This is a genomic window from Cohaesibacter marisflavi, from assembly GCF_900115225.1.
Lineage (GTDB): Bacteria > Pseudomonadota > Alphaproteobacteria > Rhizobiales > Cohaesibacteraceae > Cohaesibacter > Cohaesibacter marisflavi.
Map to the genome: position 1 here is coordinate 92,554 of NZ_FOVR01000002.1, position 17,127 is coordinate 109,680.

Sequence of the window (17,127 nt, forward strand, 5' to 3'; positions counted from 1 at the left end):
TTTTATCTCATTCTTTCTCTGGCAGAAAAATGCTTCTGCCACTATGGTCCCCTTTCAACCCCAAATCGGGTGAAAGTGCGGCACCTAATGGACGTTTTTAAATCACGTCTGTTAAATAGCTGATAATCATTTCATACTTGAATGGTTGAGCGTCCACACTTTTGCCAGTTTTCTGCTCGAAGAAGCGTTAGGCACGAAAGGAATCGCACGGGCAATGCTACTGCTCTACCACACCATGATGTCAGTTCCTTCTCGCTTTACACGGCTGATTTTGGCCGAGTGCAAGGCGAATGCAGAATTGACCGAAGTTCTTCCCTGGGAGCGGACAGAAGAGTTTCTGCTGGTCAATCCGGCGGGTACTGTTCCTGTGCTCAGAGAGAATGACGGGCCACCGGTATGTGGAGCGATGACCATCGCCGAATATTTGGACGAAACCCGTGGCTATGCGCTCGGCAGCCGTCGCCTTTTGCCAGACCATCCCAACCATCGCGCTGAAGTGCGCAGGCTCGTGCACTGGTTTCTCAACAAGGCCGTGGATGAAAGCGCCCGCTTTTTCGTTGACGAAAAAATCTACAAGCGCATGCGCCGCCCGAGCGAAGGGGGCGGGTCTCCCGACTCAACCCTTCTGCGCGCAGCCAGAGGCAATCTGAAGATTCATCTCAACTATATCGCCTATCTGGCCGAGCGCCGGAAATGGCTCGCTGGTGAGAATTTCTCCTATGCCGACCTCGCAGCAGGGGCCATGCTTTCGACCATCGATTATCTGGGCGAAGTGCCATGGGAGAAGGAACCGATCGTCAAGGATTGGTATCAGCGCATCAAATCACGTCCGGCGTTCCGCCCCATTCTGGCCGATAGCCTCAAGGGGATACCACCTTCGAGCCAGTATATGGATCTGGACTTCTAGTCTCACCTCCTACAATGATGGTGCATGACCGTGCCAAACCCGGATAAACAGGCAAAATTGCGCGCCTTCATTGACAAAGAGACTCAGGCGCTGGGCTTTGCCCAATTGCGGGTCTGTCGCGCCAGTGATGCCAAGAGCCGCGAAGCAGTTTTGCGGCACTTTGTCGAGAAGGGCTATCACGGCTCCATGGACTGGATGGAGGAGACGCTGGACCGCCGCGCCCACCCGACCAATCTGTGGGATGATGTGCAATCCATCCTCATGCTTGGTTTTAACTACGGTCCAGACGAAGATCCTCGAGATCTTCTGGCGCATCCCGACAAGGCCAATATTTCGGTTTATGCCCGCCATCGCGATTATCACGACCTGATCAAGGGGCGATTAAAGCAGCTTTCAGCCAAGCTGCTCTCGCGCGTGCGCGACAGCCAGCCGGATGGTGCCATCAAGGTGTTTGTCGACACTGCCCCCGTGATGGAAAAACCGCTGGCAGAGCTTGCCGGACTGGGCTGGCAGGGAAAGCACACCAATCTGGTTAGTCGTGAGTTTGGCTCATGGCTGTTTCTGGGCGCAATCTTCACCAATCTGGACCTTGTCCCCGATGAAGCCGAGATGGACCGCTGTGGCTCCTGTGTGGCCTGTCAGGAGGCCTGCCCAACGGGGGCCTTCCCAAAACCATATCAGATCGACGCCAGCCGCTGTATTTCCTATCTGACCATCGAGAATAAGGGCCCGATCCCGCATACTTTGCGCGGGGCCATCGGCAATCGCATCTATGGCTGTGATGATTGCCTGGCCGCTTGTCCATGGAACAAGTTTGCGCAACAGGCCAGCGAAGCCAAGCTCAAGGCGCGCGCCGACCTCAAGGCTCCGGCGCTTGTCGATTTTCTGGCGCTGGATGACGCGGCCTTCCGCCAGCATTTCTCCGGCTCTCCCATCAAGCGCATTGGTCGCAATCGCTTCATGCGCAATGTGCTGATTGCTGCAGGCAACGCAGGTAAGGGAGACGATACGGAAATATCCGGGCTGATCGGGGCGGTCACACCGCATCTTGGAGATGCTGATCCTCTGGTCAGGGGGGCCGCTATCTGGGCGCTTGGGCGCCTGATGCCCGCACAGGAATTTGTTCAAATGGCAAAAGACCGCATTGACGGGGAAACAGCCCTGGATGTGAATGAAGAATGGCACTTGGCGCTGGAAGGAAAGACCCAATGAAACTGTTTATCTTCGGATATGGCTATAGCGCTCGAGCCATTGCGCAGGAACTGGCTCCAGACTGCGACTGGATCGCGGCAACCACACGCTCGGAGGAAAAAGCCGCAGCGATGACTGCCGCCGGGCTGCGTGCCTTTCCATTTGATGGCGAAAGCCCTTCTACAGCCCTTAAGGACGCGCTGGCAGAGGCAACACACCTGCTTATTTCAATCGCGCCGGGGGCCGAGGGCGATCCTGTTCTCAATTGCCTGCGCGAAGACCTGAAACGGCTTCCCGCGCTTTGTTGGATCGGTTATCTCTCAACCGTTGGCGTCTATGGCAATCATGATGGCGCATGGGTGGATGAAGACACCGAATGCCGTCCCGTTTCGCGCCGATCGGTGCAGCGGGTAGCGGCTGAAAAAGACTGGCAAGCACTGGCATCAGAGCTGAACATGCCACTTGGCATCTATCGGCTGGCTGGCATTTATGGCCCCGGGCGCAACCAGATGATCAAACTGGATGCAGGCACCTGCCGGGCCATCAACAAACCCGGACAGGTGTTCAATCGCATTCATGTGGCAGATATCGGTCTGGCCGTTGCCAAGGCCGCCAGGCTGAGCCACAACGGAATTCTCAACGTGGTGGATGATGAACCCGCCGCACCACAAGAGGTGATTTACTATTGCGCCGATCTGATGGGACTGCCTCGCCCCGAAGAGCAGTCATTCGAGCAAGCCGACATGAGCCCCATGGCGCGCAGCTTCTATGGCGAGAATAAGCGTTGCAGCAATATTCGTCTGCATGAGTTGATCGGTGGCATCTTGCACTATCCGACTTATCGGGAAGCATTTGCCCATATGTGGCAAACAGATAGCTGGCGCAAGAAAGACTAGATCGATCCACAGGGCGTTTGTGCACCGCTTTCAAACGCCCTGACAACGGCTCTTTCGCGGCTTTCCGCCATCTCTTTTCACAGGCTTGCTCAACGCTGTTAAAAAAATGAAATAAAAACCAAAACGCCCTTGCCAACTCGGCCAATAGGGATTAGACAACAGCCTCACTTGCCGAGCTCAAAACGAGCATGGCACACAGGTTGCGCTGGTAGCTCAGTTGGATAGAGCACCAGACTACGAATCTGGGGGTCGGGGGTTCGAATCCTCCCCAGCGCGCCATTTTCCCCTTTATTATCAATGCTCTTTTCCATGGTCATTGTCCCTATTGGGCTTTGGTTTGCAGTTGGTTTGCAAATTCCGTTCCCTGAGCGTTCTCAAATTTGCTCATTGCTTGATCTGCAAGGGTTCGAGTTTTGGCAAGGTACTTGTCCAGTATTCCAGAAACGTGTCTGAGGCTGTGCCCTGTGATAGCTGCGATCTGGGGAGCGGTGCATCCCGCTTCTGCTAGCATCGTTACTGCTGTGCCTCTGAGGTCATGAAAGTGCAAATCTTCAATCTTTGCCGCAACCATGGCGTCTTTCCATCGATGCTGAAAATTCTTAGATTTCCAAGGTTGCCCTGATGCACTGAGAAGAACAGTGGCGGCCTCACGGGGCATATTGTCCAGCATAGCCCGCAATGCCTTTGTGCATGGTATCTCTACTAAGACGTTACCCTTGCCTTGCCGGAGGCGAATATATTGGCCGTCGTAGTTACTCCATGAGAGTTTGAGCAAATCACCTTGGCGTTGCCCCGTATGCAAAGCCAGAATCAATGCTCGCTGCAATCCTATACTCGCCTTAGACATGAAACGTTCGATATCCGAAGGAAGCCAAATCTTGTCTGCACGATCTGAGTTGTAAACCCGCTCAAAACTCTCAAGAGGATTCTTTTCAATCAGGCCTCTGTCGTAAGACCAAGATAAGACGGCTTGCAGTGTCGCCAGTCGGTTGTCTGCCTCACGAGGGGCCCGCCTAGCTGTTTCGTCTCGCCAATCCAGAAAGATGGACTTAACCCGCCGATCTTCTAGAGCTGCGAGTGGCATTGTCCCGAACTTGTCTTCAATTTTACGCATCAAGCGGCGTCGATCTGACTTCGTGCTAGTCGCGAGGCGATCAAACTTCAGAGAGTTGCTATATTGCCGCAAAAGGCCTGCTAGTGTATTCCGGTCTCTCTGTGTGAAGCTGGCCTCAGCTTCGGTATAAGAGGTCGCAAAAGACACGTCTCCGGGCTTGCCAGCCAAACGCCTGTTTGTCGCACGATGATAGTAATAAACACGCTTAGCACCGCTCGCCAACGTCTTAGTGACACGGTTGACACCGGGAAATGAGGCTCTAACCATCTCTAGCCATCCCTTGATCCAGTGCGTTTGATGTGGTGGTGTTTGTGGTGAGGCCACTTAAGCGATCCAAGGCGGCATCCAGTGCACACCTGTCCCAACGCCTGGTTTCGGGAATGGGGCCTGGTATTACAAATTTGCCCACAAGGCGAGTAAAGGCGCTGGCTGAGAGGCCGCAATATTCTGCCGCCTCTTTTTCATTCAGCCCTCTTTTGGGGATGTTCATAGGAAGAATGGTCATTACCTAAGCCCCCTTATTGGAAATGATGCGGGCACGTTTGAGTGTCTTGCCGCTCATGGATGAAATCTGGCGTTCGATGCGCAACAAAGCTGCGCGCATCTCACTATCGCTTTTGTATTCAGTCTTTCTTCCGTCGCTGAATTCGACGGATCTGACGCCACTTGCCTTGGCTTTTTCAAGGGCATCGCGCCAGATCATCAGCTCATTAAGGCTAGGCATCAGGCTCCCTCGTTGAGTTGCCATCCGCGCCAGTCCATAAAGGCAGCGCCGAAATCGAGACGAACTTTAACGGCCACCCCGTCGACTTCGAAACCAACTTTGGTTTCAGTTTGCGGACCGGGTTCACCTTCAAGATAGGCATATTCAAGCCCGTCGATCACGCCATTTCCCGCCGCTACATACCAACGGTCGGCATTAGAAAATCTGCCCTCAACAACCATTTCAAGATTGGAAAATGGGTTTGCATTGTCTGTCGAAGTTGGAGTGATGGCTGTCAACAGCATCTCTGTGGTAGTTTCGAGGTCGGCCGGTACAACAACATATTTGGGACTGAGATTGAGCCTCTTGCCAGACATGCTTGTTTGATGGCGTAGCGCCTTTCTCATTGCTGAGAGTGTGTCTGAGGTTGGGGCAGCTCCAGTCGCTGCAAGGTTGTTGTGATCGGCATGAAATAGAGTTTTCCCGTCTGCCATATTCGGTCCGAGTCCATCGTTCTGATCAAGCAGATCGACGAAGAACTCAGCTTCAAAATCAGCAGCTGCAATGCCCATTTTACGGGGAACATCCTGCAGTGCACCCAGATCATCATTAATCATCATCTGGCGTGAAAAACGCATCATTCGTCCGAAAGTGTCGACTTTGATGCTTTCGCCTGCTTCGAGCATGTAGTCATCTTGATACTCACCGTTTTCTGCTACGAGTTTCAGATCAGGTGCTTCAGACATGGTGATGGCTTGGCGAGTGCGAAAATCCTTCACGGTAATTTGTCGAGCCAATCTTTTGAGTGCGCTTGGAGCACTTTCATATGACTGGCGAAGGACGCGTCCAACGGTGTCCCCCATGATCAATGGATAGTCGCTGGTGCTGAGCGCACGGGTCACAAGCGTTGATGCCGACATGCCCATCGTGTTGACATTGGAATTGCGTAGGCAATCGCGGGCGATCTCCGGGATAGTCAGGCCAACAAATTCGCGGGCGCTTTCCTCAGGGGTATGAGACGGGTCTATCCGGACTATCAACGCGTCGGTCATGCGCTGGGCACGAGCAATCGGATCAGTGTGGTCGGTGATAATTCGGGCTGTCTGTGTCCGGATCAGTGGTGTGGCCCTCTTCTCGGCCTCAGCGATTGCTGCAGCCCGGACTTCATTCAGTTCGCAGTCGGAGTCGATCTGGGAATTGGCCCATTCATCGCCGAGCTTCAGGGTGGTGGCCATGGCGCGGATTTGCTGATTGCGCAAAGCCATTTCGTTGGCCTTGGGTTCAGTTGTGGAGAGTGCCTCCGGTTTATTTGGCATGCTTCGAATCCTTGCATCAGTGTCAGCCGGTACGCTTACGAAGCTCACTTCCTTGGGGGTAAACTGTGTGATGGTCCGAATAAGCCGGCCAGTGTCCTGGGCGCGCTTGTCTGTCCATTTCATTGGCTGATAGCCAATCGAGACGCCAGTGATCAAACCGTCGCGAATGTCTGCGATTACGGGATCTGCCCGGCTGTCGGATGTGAATTTGATAGTAACAATAATGGCTGTGCCTTCTCGTTTGGCATTTGTCACCGCGCCAAGGACAGCTTGAAGGCTATCTTGGCGGTGACTGTCCAGAACGGGGCAACCGATGAAGGCTTCCGGATTGGTGGCCTGCGGGTCGAGCCTTTCGATAAAGGCTCCCCGGTCGACATCCCCGAAGGCTGTTGCAACGGCAACAACTGTGCGGTCTTCTTCACTTAGCGTTCGAGAGCCAATAGAGAAATCTCTCGTTTCTATGGTACCAAGCTGGTGATGGTCGACTGGGGAATTCATGCTGCATCCTCCGTTTTGGGAGCGGGGTTGGTACCGGCTGACAGTGGGTTGGTAAGACCCCGCTCCCTCTCGCTATCGCGCTTGCGTTCCGCGTCGATCTCTTCGACGGAGAAGCCACGTTGCGCGACAACTCGGCTACGACTTGTCAGCCCGTTTTCGATTTCAAGGATTGCTGCCTTGGCATCACTTTCAGGATCTACCCACGGCCATGCTGGCGGTAGATACTCGGCTTTATGAAAGGCCTCTGGCTCTGCTGAATAGGCGGATAGATCGATTGTGCCTTCAAGCGCCCAGAGGGCAACAAGGCGTTCATAGATTGGTTGCAGGCATTGTTTAACCAGAACTGTGTGCTGGATGCTTTCAATTCTGCGGCGAAATTCCAGAAGGGCTGCGCGGCTGGAAGAATAAGTTGAGTTTGAATAGTCGCCAGTCAGCTGCTCATATGTGAGGCCAAGCCCTGCCGCCATGGCTCGCAATTGCCACTGAATAAAAGAGGGAAAATCACTGACATCTGGCATGTTGGGAAATTCAATGTCAGATCCTGCTGGCAGGAAATGCACCGCCCCCGGCTCAATGCCGCTTTCAAAGATGCCGTCCTTTTGTTCTCCTTCCAGAGGATTGGACGTTCCGTCGACGTCGCGAATAAATCCGGCAAAGAGAGCGGCGACCTGTTGTCTTTTGAGCTGCGCGTCTTCATAGCTATCCAGCGTTTGGGCTCGCAAGAGCACAGACGTGAACCACGAAAGACCGCGCACTTGTCCCGGCTCAATCGAAACAAAGACATGAAGCATATCTTCTGCAGGAATGCGAACATGTCCTAAATTCTGTAAGATAGATGTTCCGCGTCGTCGCGGGAGTACATGGTAGGCGATGCGCTGGCCATATTCGTCAAACTCGATCCCCGCTGTGATATAGCGATTCTCACCCAACTCGCGGTTAAGCGAGGCGTCAACCATATCGGCAGGGATAGTCTTGAGGCTGAGCTTCGTGCCTTGCTGAATGAGCTGCACAAAGGCCTCACCCTTGATCACCAATTCTCGGGTGATCTGGGTTTGAAGGCCATAGAAATCATGGCGTTCCTCAATGTCGCAAGTTTCAAGCCACCGCTCCAGTTCGTTTTGAAGCTGCTCGCGAATGCTATCTGTTTCACATTTGGAGCGCGTTACAATGCCTGATCCGATCAGGTTGGAAACAAGGCTTTCGACTGCCTTGGCGAGCCATGGATTGTTGACCACTCCGCCGATTGTGCGGCTTTGGATGGTTCTTGACCCTGCATGTGCAGCCTCGGAAAGATTGCTGATGCTGCTGACGCCCTGCCAACGTGGGCCATATCCTGCAGCTTCAATCTTGCCGCCAAACATGCGATAAAGCCAATCACCAGCGCTTTGCGCTACGGACTTCTTTGCTTGTCTACTCATTCGTTGGCTTCCTTTATAACGGCAGTATTCGTCGCATTCCAGAAGCTTCGGAATTCGTTTTTGACCGAACTTGGTAGCCGCTGGACTAGACCTTCAAGACTGAACAAGAATCCCCCGATATCGGACTTCTCCATCATCTCATTTGGTTGTTCCAATAGAGCGTGGCTGAATTGATTGCCTTTCGGGTAAAGCAGCATGAAGCGGTTTGGCTGGTCTGGCTGGCGTACAAGTGAGTGAAGATACATTTTGAAGTTGAGTTCATGATCAAAAATGGTCTTCAGCTCTAATCCCATTTCTATGAGAATGGGAACTGAACTCAGAAATAGCACCTCTCCGATGCTATAATTCCAACGTCCTCGATTGTCTTGTTGTCCAATGCCATCCAGCAGACCACGCCTGCGCCAGTCGCGCAAATTATCAACGCTCAGCGAGTTTTCGACCAACTTAACGACTTTAGAAGGGCTGAAGGCATCTGACATCTTTTAATCTCCGTGAGAATATCTCACAATAATATGTGTGAGATATTCTCACATGTCAAGTCTTTTCATGGTTTAGTTACTTCTTGGAGGAACCTTTTTTCGTAAGTCGGCCCATTGCAACACCCCTAAGGTGTTTATTATCCGGTAAATCCCAAATTCATCAGGCATACATCTACAGCCTTTAAAGACGAATTGTTCACCGCTTACAGGTTCTTCGAGGACAGCATAGTCAGCATGGCAATCGATAAGGATTCCGCAATACTCAGTTTCTTCTCGATCACCCGTTTTTGCATCTTCGGTTATCACCGAGACTAATGCGAGTTCGCCAATCTTCCTTTTGAATAATGAGAAGAAATAGGTTTCATGCCTCTGATATTTGGGCTCGAAGTTATCGGCCAATAAAGTACGAGAGTTAGGATGAGAATTTATCTCGGCTAAATATAAAAAATACTCCATTTGCTCTTTTGAAAAATTGTCTTCGTTTACATCTGACAAAGCTAGAGGTTGATGATCCATTTTAGTCTCTAAAGTATGAGGATTAGCTTTGTAATTCATAGCGGTCGCAGCGAGCAAAGTGGGGTTGACGTGCATGTTCATTGGTGTGCTCCAATTATTGCAAAATGTAGCGGAATCGCTACTATGTAATCATAATAAGGAAAATCACAACGTCAAGGCGAAATCGCTACATGGAAGCGAAAATTACATCTGAACAATGCAAAATGGCGAGGGCAGGGCTTGGACTCGGCGTTCGTGAACTGGCTGAGCTTGCGAAAGTGTCAACAAATACAGTTACGCGATTTGAGCGAGGTGAAGAATTGAAGCCGAGAACAATCGACGCATTGCAATCAGCGCTAGAATCGGCTGGAGTAGAATTCATTCCAGAAAATGGCGGTGGTGCCGGAGTGAGAATGAAGAGGTAGTTTGATGGAGTGGCTAACCCAGCTTCCTGAGTTTACTAAGGATCCCACTTTTCAAGGCACAGTCATGGTTGGCTTGCTTTCAATTTTATTAAGTGTCGTCAAAGGGTACCGAGATCGGAAAGGGCGCATCGCATGGGGGGTATCTCACGGGCACACTTACGCATTTCCCAATACAACTCCAGCAGAAGAGAATGTGGAGGTTGATGGTCATGATGAAATTGAAGAAGACTCTGATGTATCAGATTCAAGGGAGATAGATCGGAAGGAGATAGAGAACCAAAGTGTGATAGTCAGAACTATCGAAATTTGGGTTCAAAACATCGGTGGGGCAACAGCAAGTGACGCTGAAGTGATATTAAATTATCGGCCTCAGCACTTCGATATTTGGCCTCCTTTGCAATATAAAGAGCTCGTAAATTCAGATGGACGCTTTGTTGTCATTGTGAAGAAATTGCACAAAAGACAACATTTCACTCTATCGATGCTTGTTGTTGGAGGGGAAATTCCACATGTTGTTGGCGTCTCGTGGAACCAAGGATTGGGAAAAGAAGTTCGTATAGGGCCTCAACAGCTGTTCAGTCCGTGGGTTGGACGTGTGTTCGCTTCTTTGATGTTTATTGGAATTTCGTCAGTTCTGTATTTTTCTGTAAGCTTGATATTTGGATAGTAAAAGTTTTACCTTGCCATCCATTTTGACCGGACAACCTTGCGATTGTCTGCTACACACATTTGTTTTTCCATCGTTTCTGACTTGATCGGTTTTTCTGCCAACATATCAGCTAACTCGTTGAGCCGGATGCCCGTTGTGGCGACACCGTGCAAGGCCGCATAGGCATAGACACGGCAATCTAGCGGCTCGTTTCTGACCCCGGAAACTGGCACCCATTTAATTCTGGCCACGCCATTCTTGTAGACCTTAATCGGCTTTTCTGCGGTAATGCCACGATAATAATCCAAATCGCGCTCCTGAGGAAAATGGCAGTAGCCGGGACCGGGTTCTTCAATCCGGAGGCGTGAGAGGAATGTGTGCTTGATTGCATCAACCCCGATAATGAATAAGGGAGCACTGCCCTTTTTCGGTTTTGGTGGTCGCTTTGGCCAAGCAGGAATGCCAGGTCCGCCTCGTCCCTTGATAGCCCAGATCCTTCTATTTTGACGCTGGCGGCAGAATGACATTACGTTGGGCGTCCTGTGGCCGCCGCTGTCGATTGAAGCGGCATAGATGGATAGGTCGGAAACATCCCTTGGATGCGGGTAGGTTTTGGCGAGTAGTCGTTCCAGTTCCTTCCAGACATCGGGTTTTGAAGGGTCTCCCCAAAGGACATGATACCCGAGTGACCAGCTTTCCTCATCCTTACCCCAGCCGACAATCTCCATTTCAAGCCGGTCGTCTTGGGTGTCAATCCCGGCTGTGATAAGTGCGACACCATCAGGAAGGATAGGCCCAGCTTGTTCCGACCTGTTGAGCAGGCGTTGAGCTTCAATCGGGGCAAGATCCCGATCTTCGAAGGCTTCACCCAAGCGCGTGTTGATAAAGGTTTGGAGACGGGGTGGATCATTTTTGACAGTGACAAATTCGCGCGCCATCTCACCCCAACTTTCAAATGGGGAATAGAGGCCGGGGAGCCAAAAGCCTGCCGTACGTCCATCGCCATGGCCGGTGGAACGCCATTCGCCCAAGGCAAGCATTTTGTGCTTTTGAGCCTCATGGATAGCGTGACCGCAATGTTCGCATTCAAGGTACGCGTCTTCAGGGAATCCGCTGGGCCATTTGATGCGTTTCCAAGCTATGGTTTGGAAGCCGCCACATTCAAGGCAGGGGACAAAGTATTTTCGCTGGTCGCTTTCGTTATATGCCTTCTCGATGCGGGACACTCCGGCGACTGTGGGAGTAGAGCAGAGATAAATCTTTCTTCGCCCTTTATAGGTTGCTGTTCTTCGAATGGCGAGTTCTACAGGGTCGCCTTCACCACTGGCGTCTACGGGATATCCGTCCACCTCATCAAGGAAGATATAGCGTACAGGGGTAGAACGGAGGCCGGTTGGTGAATTGGCTCCGGCCATGACCAGTTCTCCACCAATGAAGCTTTTCAGGTCAATGGTATTGCCCTTCTCTCGCGCCTTCGGCGGAGCCACCTTGTCCTTGAGGGCCGGAGTTGACGCGATCAAAGGATCTATACGAGTGCGACTATTGCGCTTGAGCATGTCCAGCGATGGCATAACGAGAAGCATGATACCTGGTGCGTGATCGATGACATAACCAATCCAGTTCAATCCAGCCTCGGTTTTGCCGATCTGTGCGCCAGCCATGAAGACCACACGTTCAACGCTGGAAGCAGTAGAAAGGCAGTTCATGATTTCTTGCAAGTATGGAACCCGATTTGTTCTCCAGCGCCCCGGCTCGGCACTCGTTGAAGGGAGTTGGCGATACTTGTCAGCCCATTCGCTGACAGTTAGCTGTCGCTCTGGGGCGAGCCCTTCGCGCCAGATTTCATCAGCCCAGATCATTGTCAGTTCTGCAAGATCAGTCATCGGCTAGCTCCTTCAGGGGCAGTTCTGCAAGGTCTGCAAGGTGATCGCGGACAAGCTTGTCCATTAGCGCAAAGGCATCTTTGGGGTCTGCTTCCAGCTCGCTGGCAAGTGCCACACTGGCCCGACTTGCCCAACCGATCCATGCATCACGTTCCGCTCTGGCTCGTGAGAAAATGGCTTGTTTTGCGGCCATCCGGTCAATCAAGTTGCCTTTCTCTCGTTCGAGGTCCAGCTTGGCTCGTTCCACTCTGACTGCATCAAGCTCAGCACGGGCGCTTGTTGGGATGTTTTCAGTCAGAGCTTTGCGACGATTTGGGGAGCAATGCGCGGAATACCATGTCTTGCCTGCTTCGGAATCGATCATGCCATTGGGTTCGACGGGCAATCCGTCCTTTATCAACTGACTGACGCGACCTTTGGAAATTCCTAGAAACTCGGCGAACTTCGTCTTTGCCATCAACCGTTTTTCTTTGGCTGATAGAGGCAAAAGTAACGAATTTTGATCCTCGCTTGAGCTATGCGTAGACTGCATGAACGTTCCGTTTTACCTCGCTAAACCTCACTAAAGTTTAGATAAATTCCCAAGTTCAGTGTAAATAACCTTGGGGCCCAGCCCACCCGTATTGCTCTGATGCCGCAAGGACCCGAGCCGTTGGGATCGGACACCGGACACCCCTTTAGGGGGGGTGTCCGGTGTCCGTCCCCTGCGGGACATTAAGGGACATGTCCCTGCGGGACATCATTGTCTCGTATTCCATACATAAGGTTCACATATGCCGATAAGCCCTTTTTCTTGAAGCGTGCGGCAGGCTCGTTGGAAGGCTTTCTTCTTCGCTTCATCGCTGCCTGTTGGACTGATACCAAGCAAATAGGCTCGTGCTCTCCAAGCCTCTATAGAAACCACTCTGACATTCTCAGGAATAATCTTGCCGCCCGGAGAAGACTGCCCATCGTCGACCAATGCATCGTTCAATGCGCGTCGGGCAATTTCTGCAGCTCCAGACAGCCGAGGTCTATCCCCTCTTTCTCCCTCACTGTTACCCGTGGGCTCAACAATGCATGAGGTAATTTCATCCCCATCTTCATCAAGACCAAGAGCAACCTGTGAGAGTTTGAAGCGGAAGGTTGTTCCGTCCTCGCCATCTTTCTGCTTATCGATGGTGGCTTTGCAGATGTCGCTATCACCTGCCTTCTCCAACTCGATTACTGTGTCAGAGCAGTCTCGAAGGGTAGTTGCTCCCCTCATGCCGCGATCCCTATCCTTGCCGGTGTGGTGGACTATCAAAACATGTGCATTTGTCTTCTCCCTGAGTTTTTCAACTTGGACTATAAAGCTTGCCATATCGCGCGGATCTGCGTCAGTTCCGCCCGCCATCATGCGAGATAAAGTATCGATGATAATCAGTGAAACAGGCGAGCCCGCCCTCCGACCTATCTCCTTTATGTCCGCGGCAAGTGAGGATATATCCGAGCTATCTGGCGACCTCATATCAACCGCTTTGGGGATCATGACGAAGGGAATCGGTGTATCTATCGATTGATGCTCTCGCCATGCTTTGAGGCGTTGCCTTGCACCGGTGCCCCCCTCTCCTGCGACGTAGACAACAGGCCCGGATAAAACCTTGTTTTCGAACCAAGGAAGGCCAGCGGCTATCCTGAGGCCCAGATCAATAGCCAAGAAGCTTTTTCCAACACCTGATGGGCCGTAGATGACTGACATTTCTCCTGTCGCCAGCACTTTCTTTACGAGCCAACTTCTTGGAGGAAGGTTGTCCTCTTCTCCGTACCAGATCATAGGGAAATGGGTTGGCGTTGGGGCAGGTTCCCAATCCCGGGCGACTTCAGAAAGCCGGTAGAATTCTTCGATAGTTCTTCCACCCTCAAGCCAATCAGAGACATCCCCTTTTTTGGGAAGGTTTGGAAGATCTAGTACACGGATGCGCCGCGCAATACCGTCTAGGCTTCTGGCAACTATATCCCGATGCTCGCGGCCTGCATCATCATTGTCAGGAATGATGAAGACATCAGCTTGCAAGAAATGTGAATTAACGCTTTCTGGCCACTTCTTTGCGCCACCTGGATTGCATGTCGCTACTATTCCAAGCTGCTCCAAGCGCTCAACATCCTTTTCGCCTTCAACAATATAGATCGGTTGCTCTTGGGCAATGGCTTCCAAGAGCTCTGGCAATCTATATGGCGCAAGGCGAGTGCCTTTGACCTTCCATTCCCAGTCGCTATCCTTTTGGGGGTGCTTAACTCCCGGCTTTGGGCGCCGTTGTCGAAAATCCTTCGGGTCCATGCGGACGACTTGAAAAAGAAGACAGCCTTCTTCATCCACATAGTCGTAGGCTGCGACAATATTGGAACGATTTTGGTGTTGACGAAATCCAGATCCAAATCTTAAGTCAATCCAGATGCCTGCGTCTTCCTTTGAGCAACCGCGTTTTTCCATCACTAGATCAATAACGCCGCCGCCTTCATTTGTTTCGTGATTAAAAAAAGTTCCCTTTTCTTCTCCCGTGGTCTTAACGCTTAGACTTCCACGGTTCCCAAAGCGCAGCTCCCCGTTTTTAGACAAGTGCTTGTTTGGCTCACCACACAGTTCGCGAGATATCGGATCAATCAAGTCACGAATGTCCATCATCGCTATGCCTCTATTTGGCGAGCAATGACATTCAGGCGCTCGAATGCATCGTGCTTGGCTTCTAGAATGGTCTCAGGGGTTTGGGCTCGGTCAAATCCAATTCGTCGAATATCGCGGGCTACTTCGCGAATTTGCCCTGCAATTTGGTTTGCAGACCGCCTACTAAGTGATTGATCTTTGGTCGGATAATTTGAAGAAGTTTGAGGTGAACTGTTTGACTTTCCAAAGCTTTGGATGTGCCTACGAATCTGGGGGTCGGGGGTTCGAATCCTCCCCAGCGCGCCATTCTCCCCTTTACATCAGTATCTTATCGCTTAGGCAGCATGCTGCATATGTGTGTTCGTATGGTCTTTTGGCTGTGCCTGCAGTATACCCCCTCATGCATTGGCAAAATGCTTTGCCAAAAAAAAGGCCCCGTTTCCGGGGCCAAGAGGGGCACTGGCAGAGGATTGCCAGCGCATGTGTTTTAGGGCTTATTTGAAGAGATACGGCAACGTGGTGGAAATCGGTTCAATCATCGTGATCATCAGCAAGGCGACGATCAGCGCGCCTAGATAGGGAGCGGTCGATTTCATGACCTTTTCCAACGGGACCTTGGTGATGGCACTGGCCACGAACAGATCCAGCCCTACCGGAGGCGTGATACAGCCGATGGCAAGGTTGACGACCATGATTACGCCGAAATGGATCGGGTCAATGCCCATGTTGAGGGCGACCGGCAGGAAGATCGGAGTCAGGATGACCACCGCCGCCGACGCATTCACAAGGGTTCCCAACACCAGAAGCAGCACGTTCATGATCAGCAGGAAGACGATGCCAGAACTGGTGAACTGGATAATGGCTTCACCGATCATGTGCGGGATCTGCAGGTTGGTCATCAGCCAGCCGAAGACCTTGGCAGCGCCCACAAGGAACATGATGAGCGTTGTGCCGATCACTGCCTTGAAGACGATTTCAGGGAAATCCCGAATGGCCAGCTCTTTATAGATGAACAGACCGACCAGGATGCCATAGACCGCAGCAACAGCGGCCGCTTCCGTTGGCGTGAAAATACCCGAATAGATGCCGCCGATAATGATGACCGGCGTCATCAGAGCCCAGAAGGCGTCCTTGAGGGCCAGAGCGAGGCGCTTGCAGGAGAAAGACCCGTCGGGGGGGATCTGGCCTTTCTTGGCAAGATACCAGCCCATGCCGCACATGGCGCCGCCCATCAGCAGGCCCGGAACAACACCGGCCATGAACAGATCGCCGATCGAGACGTTGGCAATAACCCCATACACCACGAAGGTGATGGAAGGCGGAATGACGATGCCGACTGTACCGGCCGCAGCCACGATGCCGGTTGCCATTTCGCGTTTATAGCCCTTCTGCTCCATTTCGTTGACCATGGTTGAGCCGATGGCTGCCGTGGTCGCAGCGGAAGACCCCGAGATGGCAGCAAAGAACATGCCGGCCACAGCCACGGCCTGAGCCAGACCTCCGGTAAAGGAACCGACCATCGCTTGCGCCACATTGACCAGACGCGAGGTCACCCCGCCTGCGGACATGAAGGCACCGGCAAGCATGAAGAAGGGCACCGCCATGAAGGAGAAGGAATCGATGCCGGAGAAGAGGTTGTTGGTAATGAGAACCTGTGGCAGGTCCATGTAGAACGCCAGAACGAAGGAGACCGAAAGAGCCAAGGCATAAGCCACCGGCACACCGATCAGCGCCATCGCGACGAAGGAAAGAATAAGTGCGACTTCCATGATATCAGGCTCCCGCTAGTCCGTTACAACCGATGTGTCATCGGCATTGTCGTCTTCAGCTTTGCCAGCGAGCGAGCGGAAGATGCTTATGGTGTCCTTGATGTGATACATCAGCATGAGAACACCCGAGACGGGCATGATGATATAGACATAGCTCATCGACAGGCCGAGACCGGGAGAGGTCTGGAAGGTCATGGTCTGCGTCATTTTCCAGCCCTGTATGATTAGCAGCAGGATGAAAACATAGCCGCAGGCATTGATGAACAGATTGAGCACGAAGCCGGGCTTTGTGCCATTGAGAAGGCGCGGGACCAGCTCAACAGCCAAATGGCCGTCTTCGCCCATTATAAGCGCGGAGCCAAGGAATACGACCCAGACAAACAGGAAGCGGGCCAGCTCTTCGGACCACTCGAACGAGAAGCCGAACAGATAGCGGGTGATCACCTGTATGAAGATGATTGTCAGCATGACAAGCATGGCAACGACGGAAATCCCATACAGCAACTTGCGCAGGATTTTGAATATGGCGTCCATGAATTGAGACCTTTTATGAGGCCGGAGAAGCCTTCGGAAACGCTCCGGGCCAAGCCTTGTTGTTGATTGGATCATGAATTCGGGTGATGAGGCCCGAGGAGCCTTGCGCTGCGGACTGGCCGAATTGGCCAGAATGGATGTGCGCAGTGGGCTGACCCGGGGTCTTGCGACCGGGCCAGCCCCTGCCCAAGCTCGGCACGAGCCCTGATATGTGTTTGTTGTGGGCT

At 52.2% G+C, this 17,127-nt stretch carries 17 protein-coding genes and 1 tRNA gene; 6 read left to right on the forward strand and 12 right to left on the reverse strand.

All coding sequences use genetic code 11. The features are described 5' to 3' along the window. Positions 1-214 precede the first annotated feature (214 nt). From BM258_RS03915 to BM258_RS03930, 4 genes are all read left to right on the forward strand, one after another. The gene (locus BM258_RS03915; RefSeq protein WP_090069154.1) at positions 215-907 is read left to right on the forward strand and encodes a glutathione S-transferase family protein; all 693 of its coding nucleotides are present in this window, start codon (positions 215-217) and stop codon (positions 905-907) included. 24 nt (positions 908-931) lie between these two features. Further along, a complete protein-coding gene (queG, locus tag BM258_RS03920) occupies positions 932-2,119 on the forward strand; it encodes a tRNA epoxyqueuosine(34) reductase QueG (RefSeq protein ID WP_090069156.1) in 1,188 nt (395 codons plus the stop codon). Continuing rightward, on the forward strand, positions 2,116-2,994 hold the full coding sequence (locus BM258_RS03925) for an SDR family oxidoreductase (protein ID WP_090069159.1): 879 nt from the start codon (positions 2,116-2,118) through the stop codon (positions 2,992-2,994). The genes queG and BM258_RS03925 overlap by 4 nt, the downstream gene beginning before the upstream one ends. A gap of 202 nt (positions 2,995-3,196) precedes the next feature. Beyond that, positions 3,197-3,273 (forward strand) — tRNA-Arg (locus BM258_RS03930). A 43-nt stretch (positions 3,274-3,316) separates the two neighbouring features. Here BM258_RS03930 and BM258_RS03935 read toward each other — a convergent pair. The 7 genes from BM258_RS03935 to BM258_RS03965 form a co-directional block, all read right to left on the reverse strand. Next, positions 3,317-4,108 (reverse strand): tyrosine-type recombinase/integrase, encoded by a 792-nt coding sequence (locus BM258_RS03935; RefSeq protein WP_244544589.1) that lies wholly within the window; start codon positions 4,106-4,108, stop codon positions 3,317-3,319. 259 nt (positions 4,109-4,367) lie between these two features. Further along, positions 4,368-4,613, reverse strand: coding sequence for a hypothetical protein (locus BM258_RS03940; protein WP_090069164.1), 246 nt, complete (start codon positions 4,611-4,613; stop codon positions 4,368-4,370). Between the two features lie 3 nt (positions 4,614-4,616). Continuing rightward, positions 4,617-4,832 (reverse strand): phage head-tail joining protein, encoded by a 216-nt coding sequence (locus tag BM258_RS03945; protein ID WP_090069167.1) that lies wholly within the window; start codon positions 4,830-4,832, stop codon positions 4,617-4,619. Next, positions 4,832-6,625 carry a prohead protease/major capsid protein fusion protein gene (locus BM258_RS03950; protein ID WP_090069170.1) on the reverse strand — a complete coding sequence of 598 codons (1,794 nt, stop codon included), beginning with the start codon at positions 6,623-6,625 and terminating at the stop codon, positions 4,832-4,834. Before BM258_RS03950 ends, BM258_RS03945 begins: the two co-directional genes overlap by 1 nt. Beyond that, positions 6,622-8,043 carry a phage portal protein gene (locus BM258_RS03955; protein WP_090069173.1) on the reverse strand — a complete coding sequence of 474 codons (1,422 nt, stop codon included), beginning with the start codon at positions 8,041-8,043 and terminating at the stop codon, positions 6,622-6,624. Before BM258_RS03955 ends, BM258_RS03950 begins: the two co-directional genes overlap by 4 nt. Then, complete coding sequence (locus BM258_RS03960; protein WP_090069175.1) at positions 8,040-8,522, reverse strand: hypothetical protein; 483 nt, start codon at positions 8,520-8,522, stop codon at positions 8,040-8,042. Before BM258_RS03960 ends, BM258_RS03955 begins: the two co-directional genes overlap by 4 nt. A 72-nt stretch (positions 8,523-8,594) precedes the next feature. Continuing rightward, positions 8,595-9,119, reverse strand: a complete 525-nt coding sequence (locus BM258_RS03965) for a hypothetical protein (protein WP_090069178.1) — start codon at positions 9,117-9,119, stop codon at positions 8,595-8,597. Positions 9,120-9,208: 89 nt separating this feature from the next. Here BM258_RS03965 and BM258_RS03970 point away from each other — a divergent pair, with 89 nt between their 5' ends. Continuing rightward, positions 9,209-9,442, forward strand: a complete 234-nt coding sequence (locus BM258_RS03970; protein WP_244544590.1) for a helix-turn-helix domain-containing protein — start codon at positions 9,209-9,211, stop codon at positions 9,440-9,442. 4 nt (positions 9,443-9,446) lie between these two features. Then, positions 9,447-10,109 carry a hypothetical protein gene (locus BM258_RS03975; protein ID WP_090069181.1) on the forward strand — a complete coding sequence of 221 codons (663 nt, stop codon included), beginning with the start codon at positions 9,447-9,449 and terminating at the stop codon, positions 10,107-10,109. Between the two features lie 8 nt (positions 10,110-10,117). Here BM258_RS03975 and BM258_RS03980 read toward each other — a convergent pair whose 3' ends face one another. The 5 genes from BM258_RS03980 to BM258_RS04000 form a co-directional block, all read right to left on the reverse strand. Next, positions 10,118-11,974: a phage terminase large subunit family protein gene (locus BM258_RS03980; protein WP_090069183.1), complete on the reverse strand. Its 1,857-nt coding sequence runs from the start codon at positions 11,972-11,974 to the stop codon at positions 10,118-10,120. After that, entirely contained in the window at positions 11,967-12,431 is a 465-nt protein-coding gene (locus tag BM258_RS03985; protein ID WP_090069186.1) for a hypothetical protein, read from the reverse strand. The genes BM258_RS03980 and BM258_RS03985 overlap by 8 nt, the downstream gene beginning before the upstream one ends. Before the next feature lie 282 nt (positions 12,432-12,713). Beyond that, positions 12,714-14,618: an AAA family ATPase gene (locus BM258_RS03990; RefSeq protein WP_090069189.1), complete on the reverse strand. Its 1,905-nt coding sequence runs from the start codon at positions 14,616-14,618 to the stop codon at positions 12,714-12,716. A gap of 473 nt (positions 14,619-15,091) precedes the next feature. Continuing rightward, positions 15,092-16,366: a TRAP transporter large permease gene (locus tag BM258_RS03995; protein ID WP_090069191.1), complete on the reverse strand. Its 1,275-nt coding sequence runs from the start codon at positions 16,364-16,366 to the stop codon at positions 15,092-15,094. A 15-nt stretch (positions 16,367-16,381) separates the two neighbouring features. Continuing rightward, positions 16,382-16,900, reverse strand: coding sequence for a TRAP transporter small permease (locus BM258_RS04000; RefSeq protein ID WP_090069194.1), 519 nt, complete (start codon positions 16,898-16,900; stop codon positions 16,382-16,384). Positions 16,901-17,127 lie beyond the last annotated feature (227 nt).

Coding starts and splice junctions, on each gene's coding strand:
- BM258_RS03990 (WP_090069189.1), bottom strand. CDS start 14,618: ATGATGGACATTCGTGACTTGATTGATCCGATATCTCGCGAACTGTGT.
- BM258_RS03965 (WP_090069178.1), bottom strand. CDS start 9,119: ATGAACATGCACGTCAACCCCACTTTGCTCGCTGCGACCGCTATGAAT.
- BM258_RS03970 (WP_244544590.1), top strand. CDS start 9,209: ATGGAAGCGAAAATTACATCTGAACAATGCAAAATGGCGAGGGCAGGG.
- BM258_RS03960 (WP_090069175.1), bottom strand. CDS start 8,522: ATGTCAGATGCCTTCAGCCCTTCTAAAGTCGTTAAGTTGGTCGAAAAC.
- BM258_RS03950 (WP_090069170.1), bottom strand. CDS start 6,625: ATGAATTCCCCAGTCGACCATCACCAGCTTGGTACCATAGAAACGAGA.
- BM258_RS03995 (WP_090069191.1), bottom strand. CDS start 16,366: ATGGAAGTCGCACTTATTCTTTCCTTCGTCGCGATGGCGCTGATCGGT.
- BM258_RS03915 (WP_090069154.1), top strand. CDS start 215: ATGCTACTGCTCTACCACACCATGATGTCAGTTCCTTCTCGCTTTACA.
- BM258_RS03985 (WP_090069186.1), bottom strand. CDS start 12,431: ATGGCAAAGACGAAGTTCGCCGAGTTTCTAGGAATTTCCAAAGGTCGC.
- queG (WP_090069156.1), top strand. CDS start 932: ATGACCGTGCCAAACCCGGATAAACAGGCAAAATTGCGCGCCTTCATT.
- BM258_RS03935 (WP_244544589.1), bottom strand. CDS start 4,108: ATGCGTAAAATTGAAGACAAGTTCGGGACAATGCCACTCGCAGCTCTA.
- BM258_RS03980 (WP_090069183.1), bottom strand. CDS start 11,974: ATGACTGATCTTGCAGAACTGACAATGATCTGGGCTGATGAAATCTGG.
- BM258_RS03955 (WP_090069173.1), bottom strand. CDS start 8,043: ATGAGTAGACAAGCAAAGAAGTCCGTAGCGCAAAGCGCTGGTGATTGG.
- BM258_RS03975 (WP_090069181.1), top strand. CDS start 9,447: ATGGAGTGGCTAACCCAGCTTCCTGAGTTTACTAAGGATCCCACTTTT.
- BM258_RS03945 (WP_090069167.1), bottom strand. CDS start 4,832: ATGCCTAGCCTTAATGAGCTGATGATCTGGCGCGATGCCCTTGAAAAA.
- BM258_RS04000 (WP_090069194.1), bottom strand. CDS start 16,900: ATGGACGCCATATTCAAAATCCTGCGCAAGTTGCTGTATGGGATTTCC.
- BM258_RS03925 (WP_090069159.1), top strand. CDS start 2,116: ATGAAACTGTTTATCTTCGGATATGGCTATAGCGCTCGAGCCATTGCG.
- BM258_RS03940 (WP_090069164.1), bottom strand. CDS start 4,613: ATGACCATTCTTCCTATGAACATCCCCAAAAGAGGGCTGAATGAAAAA.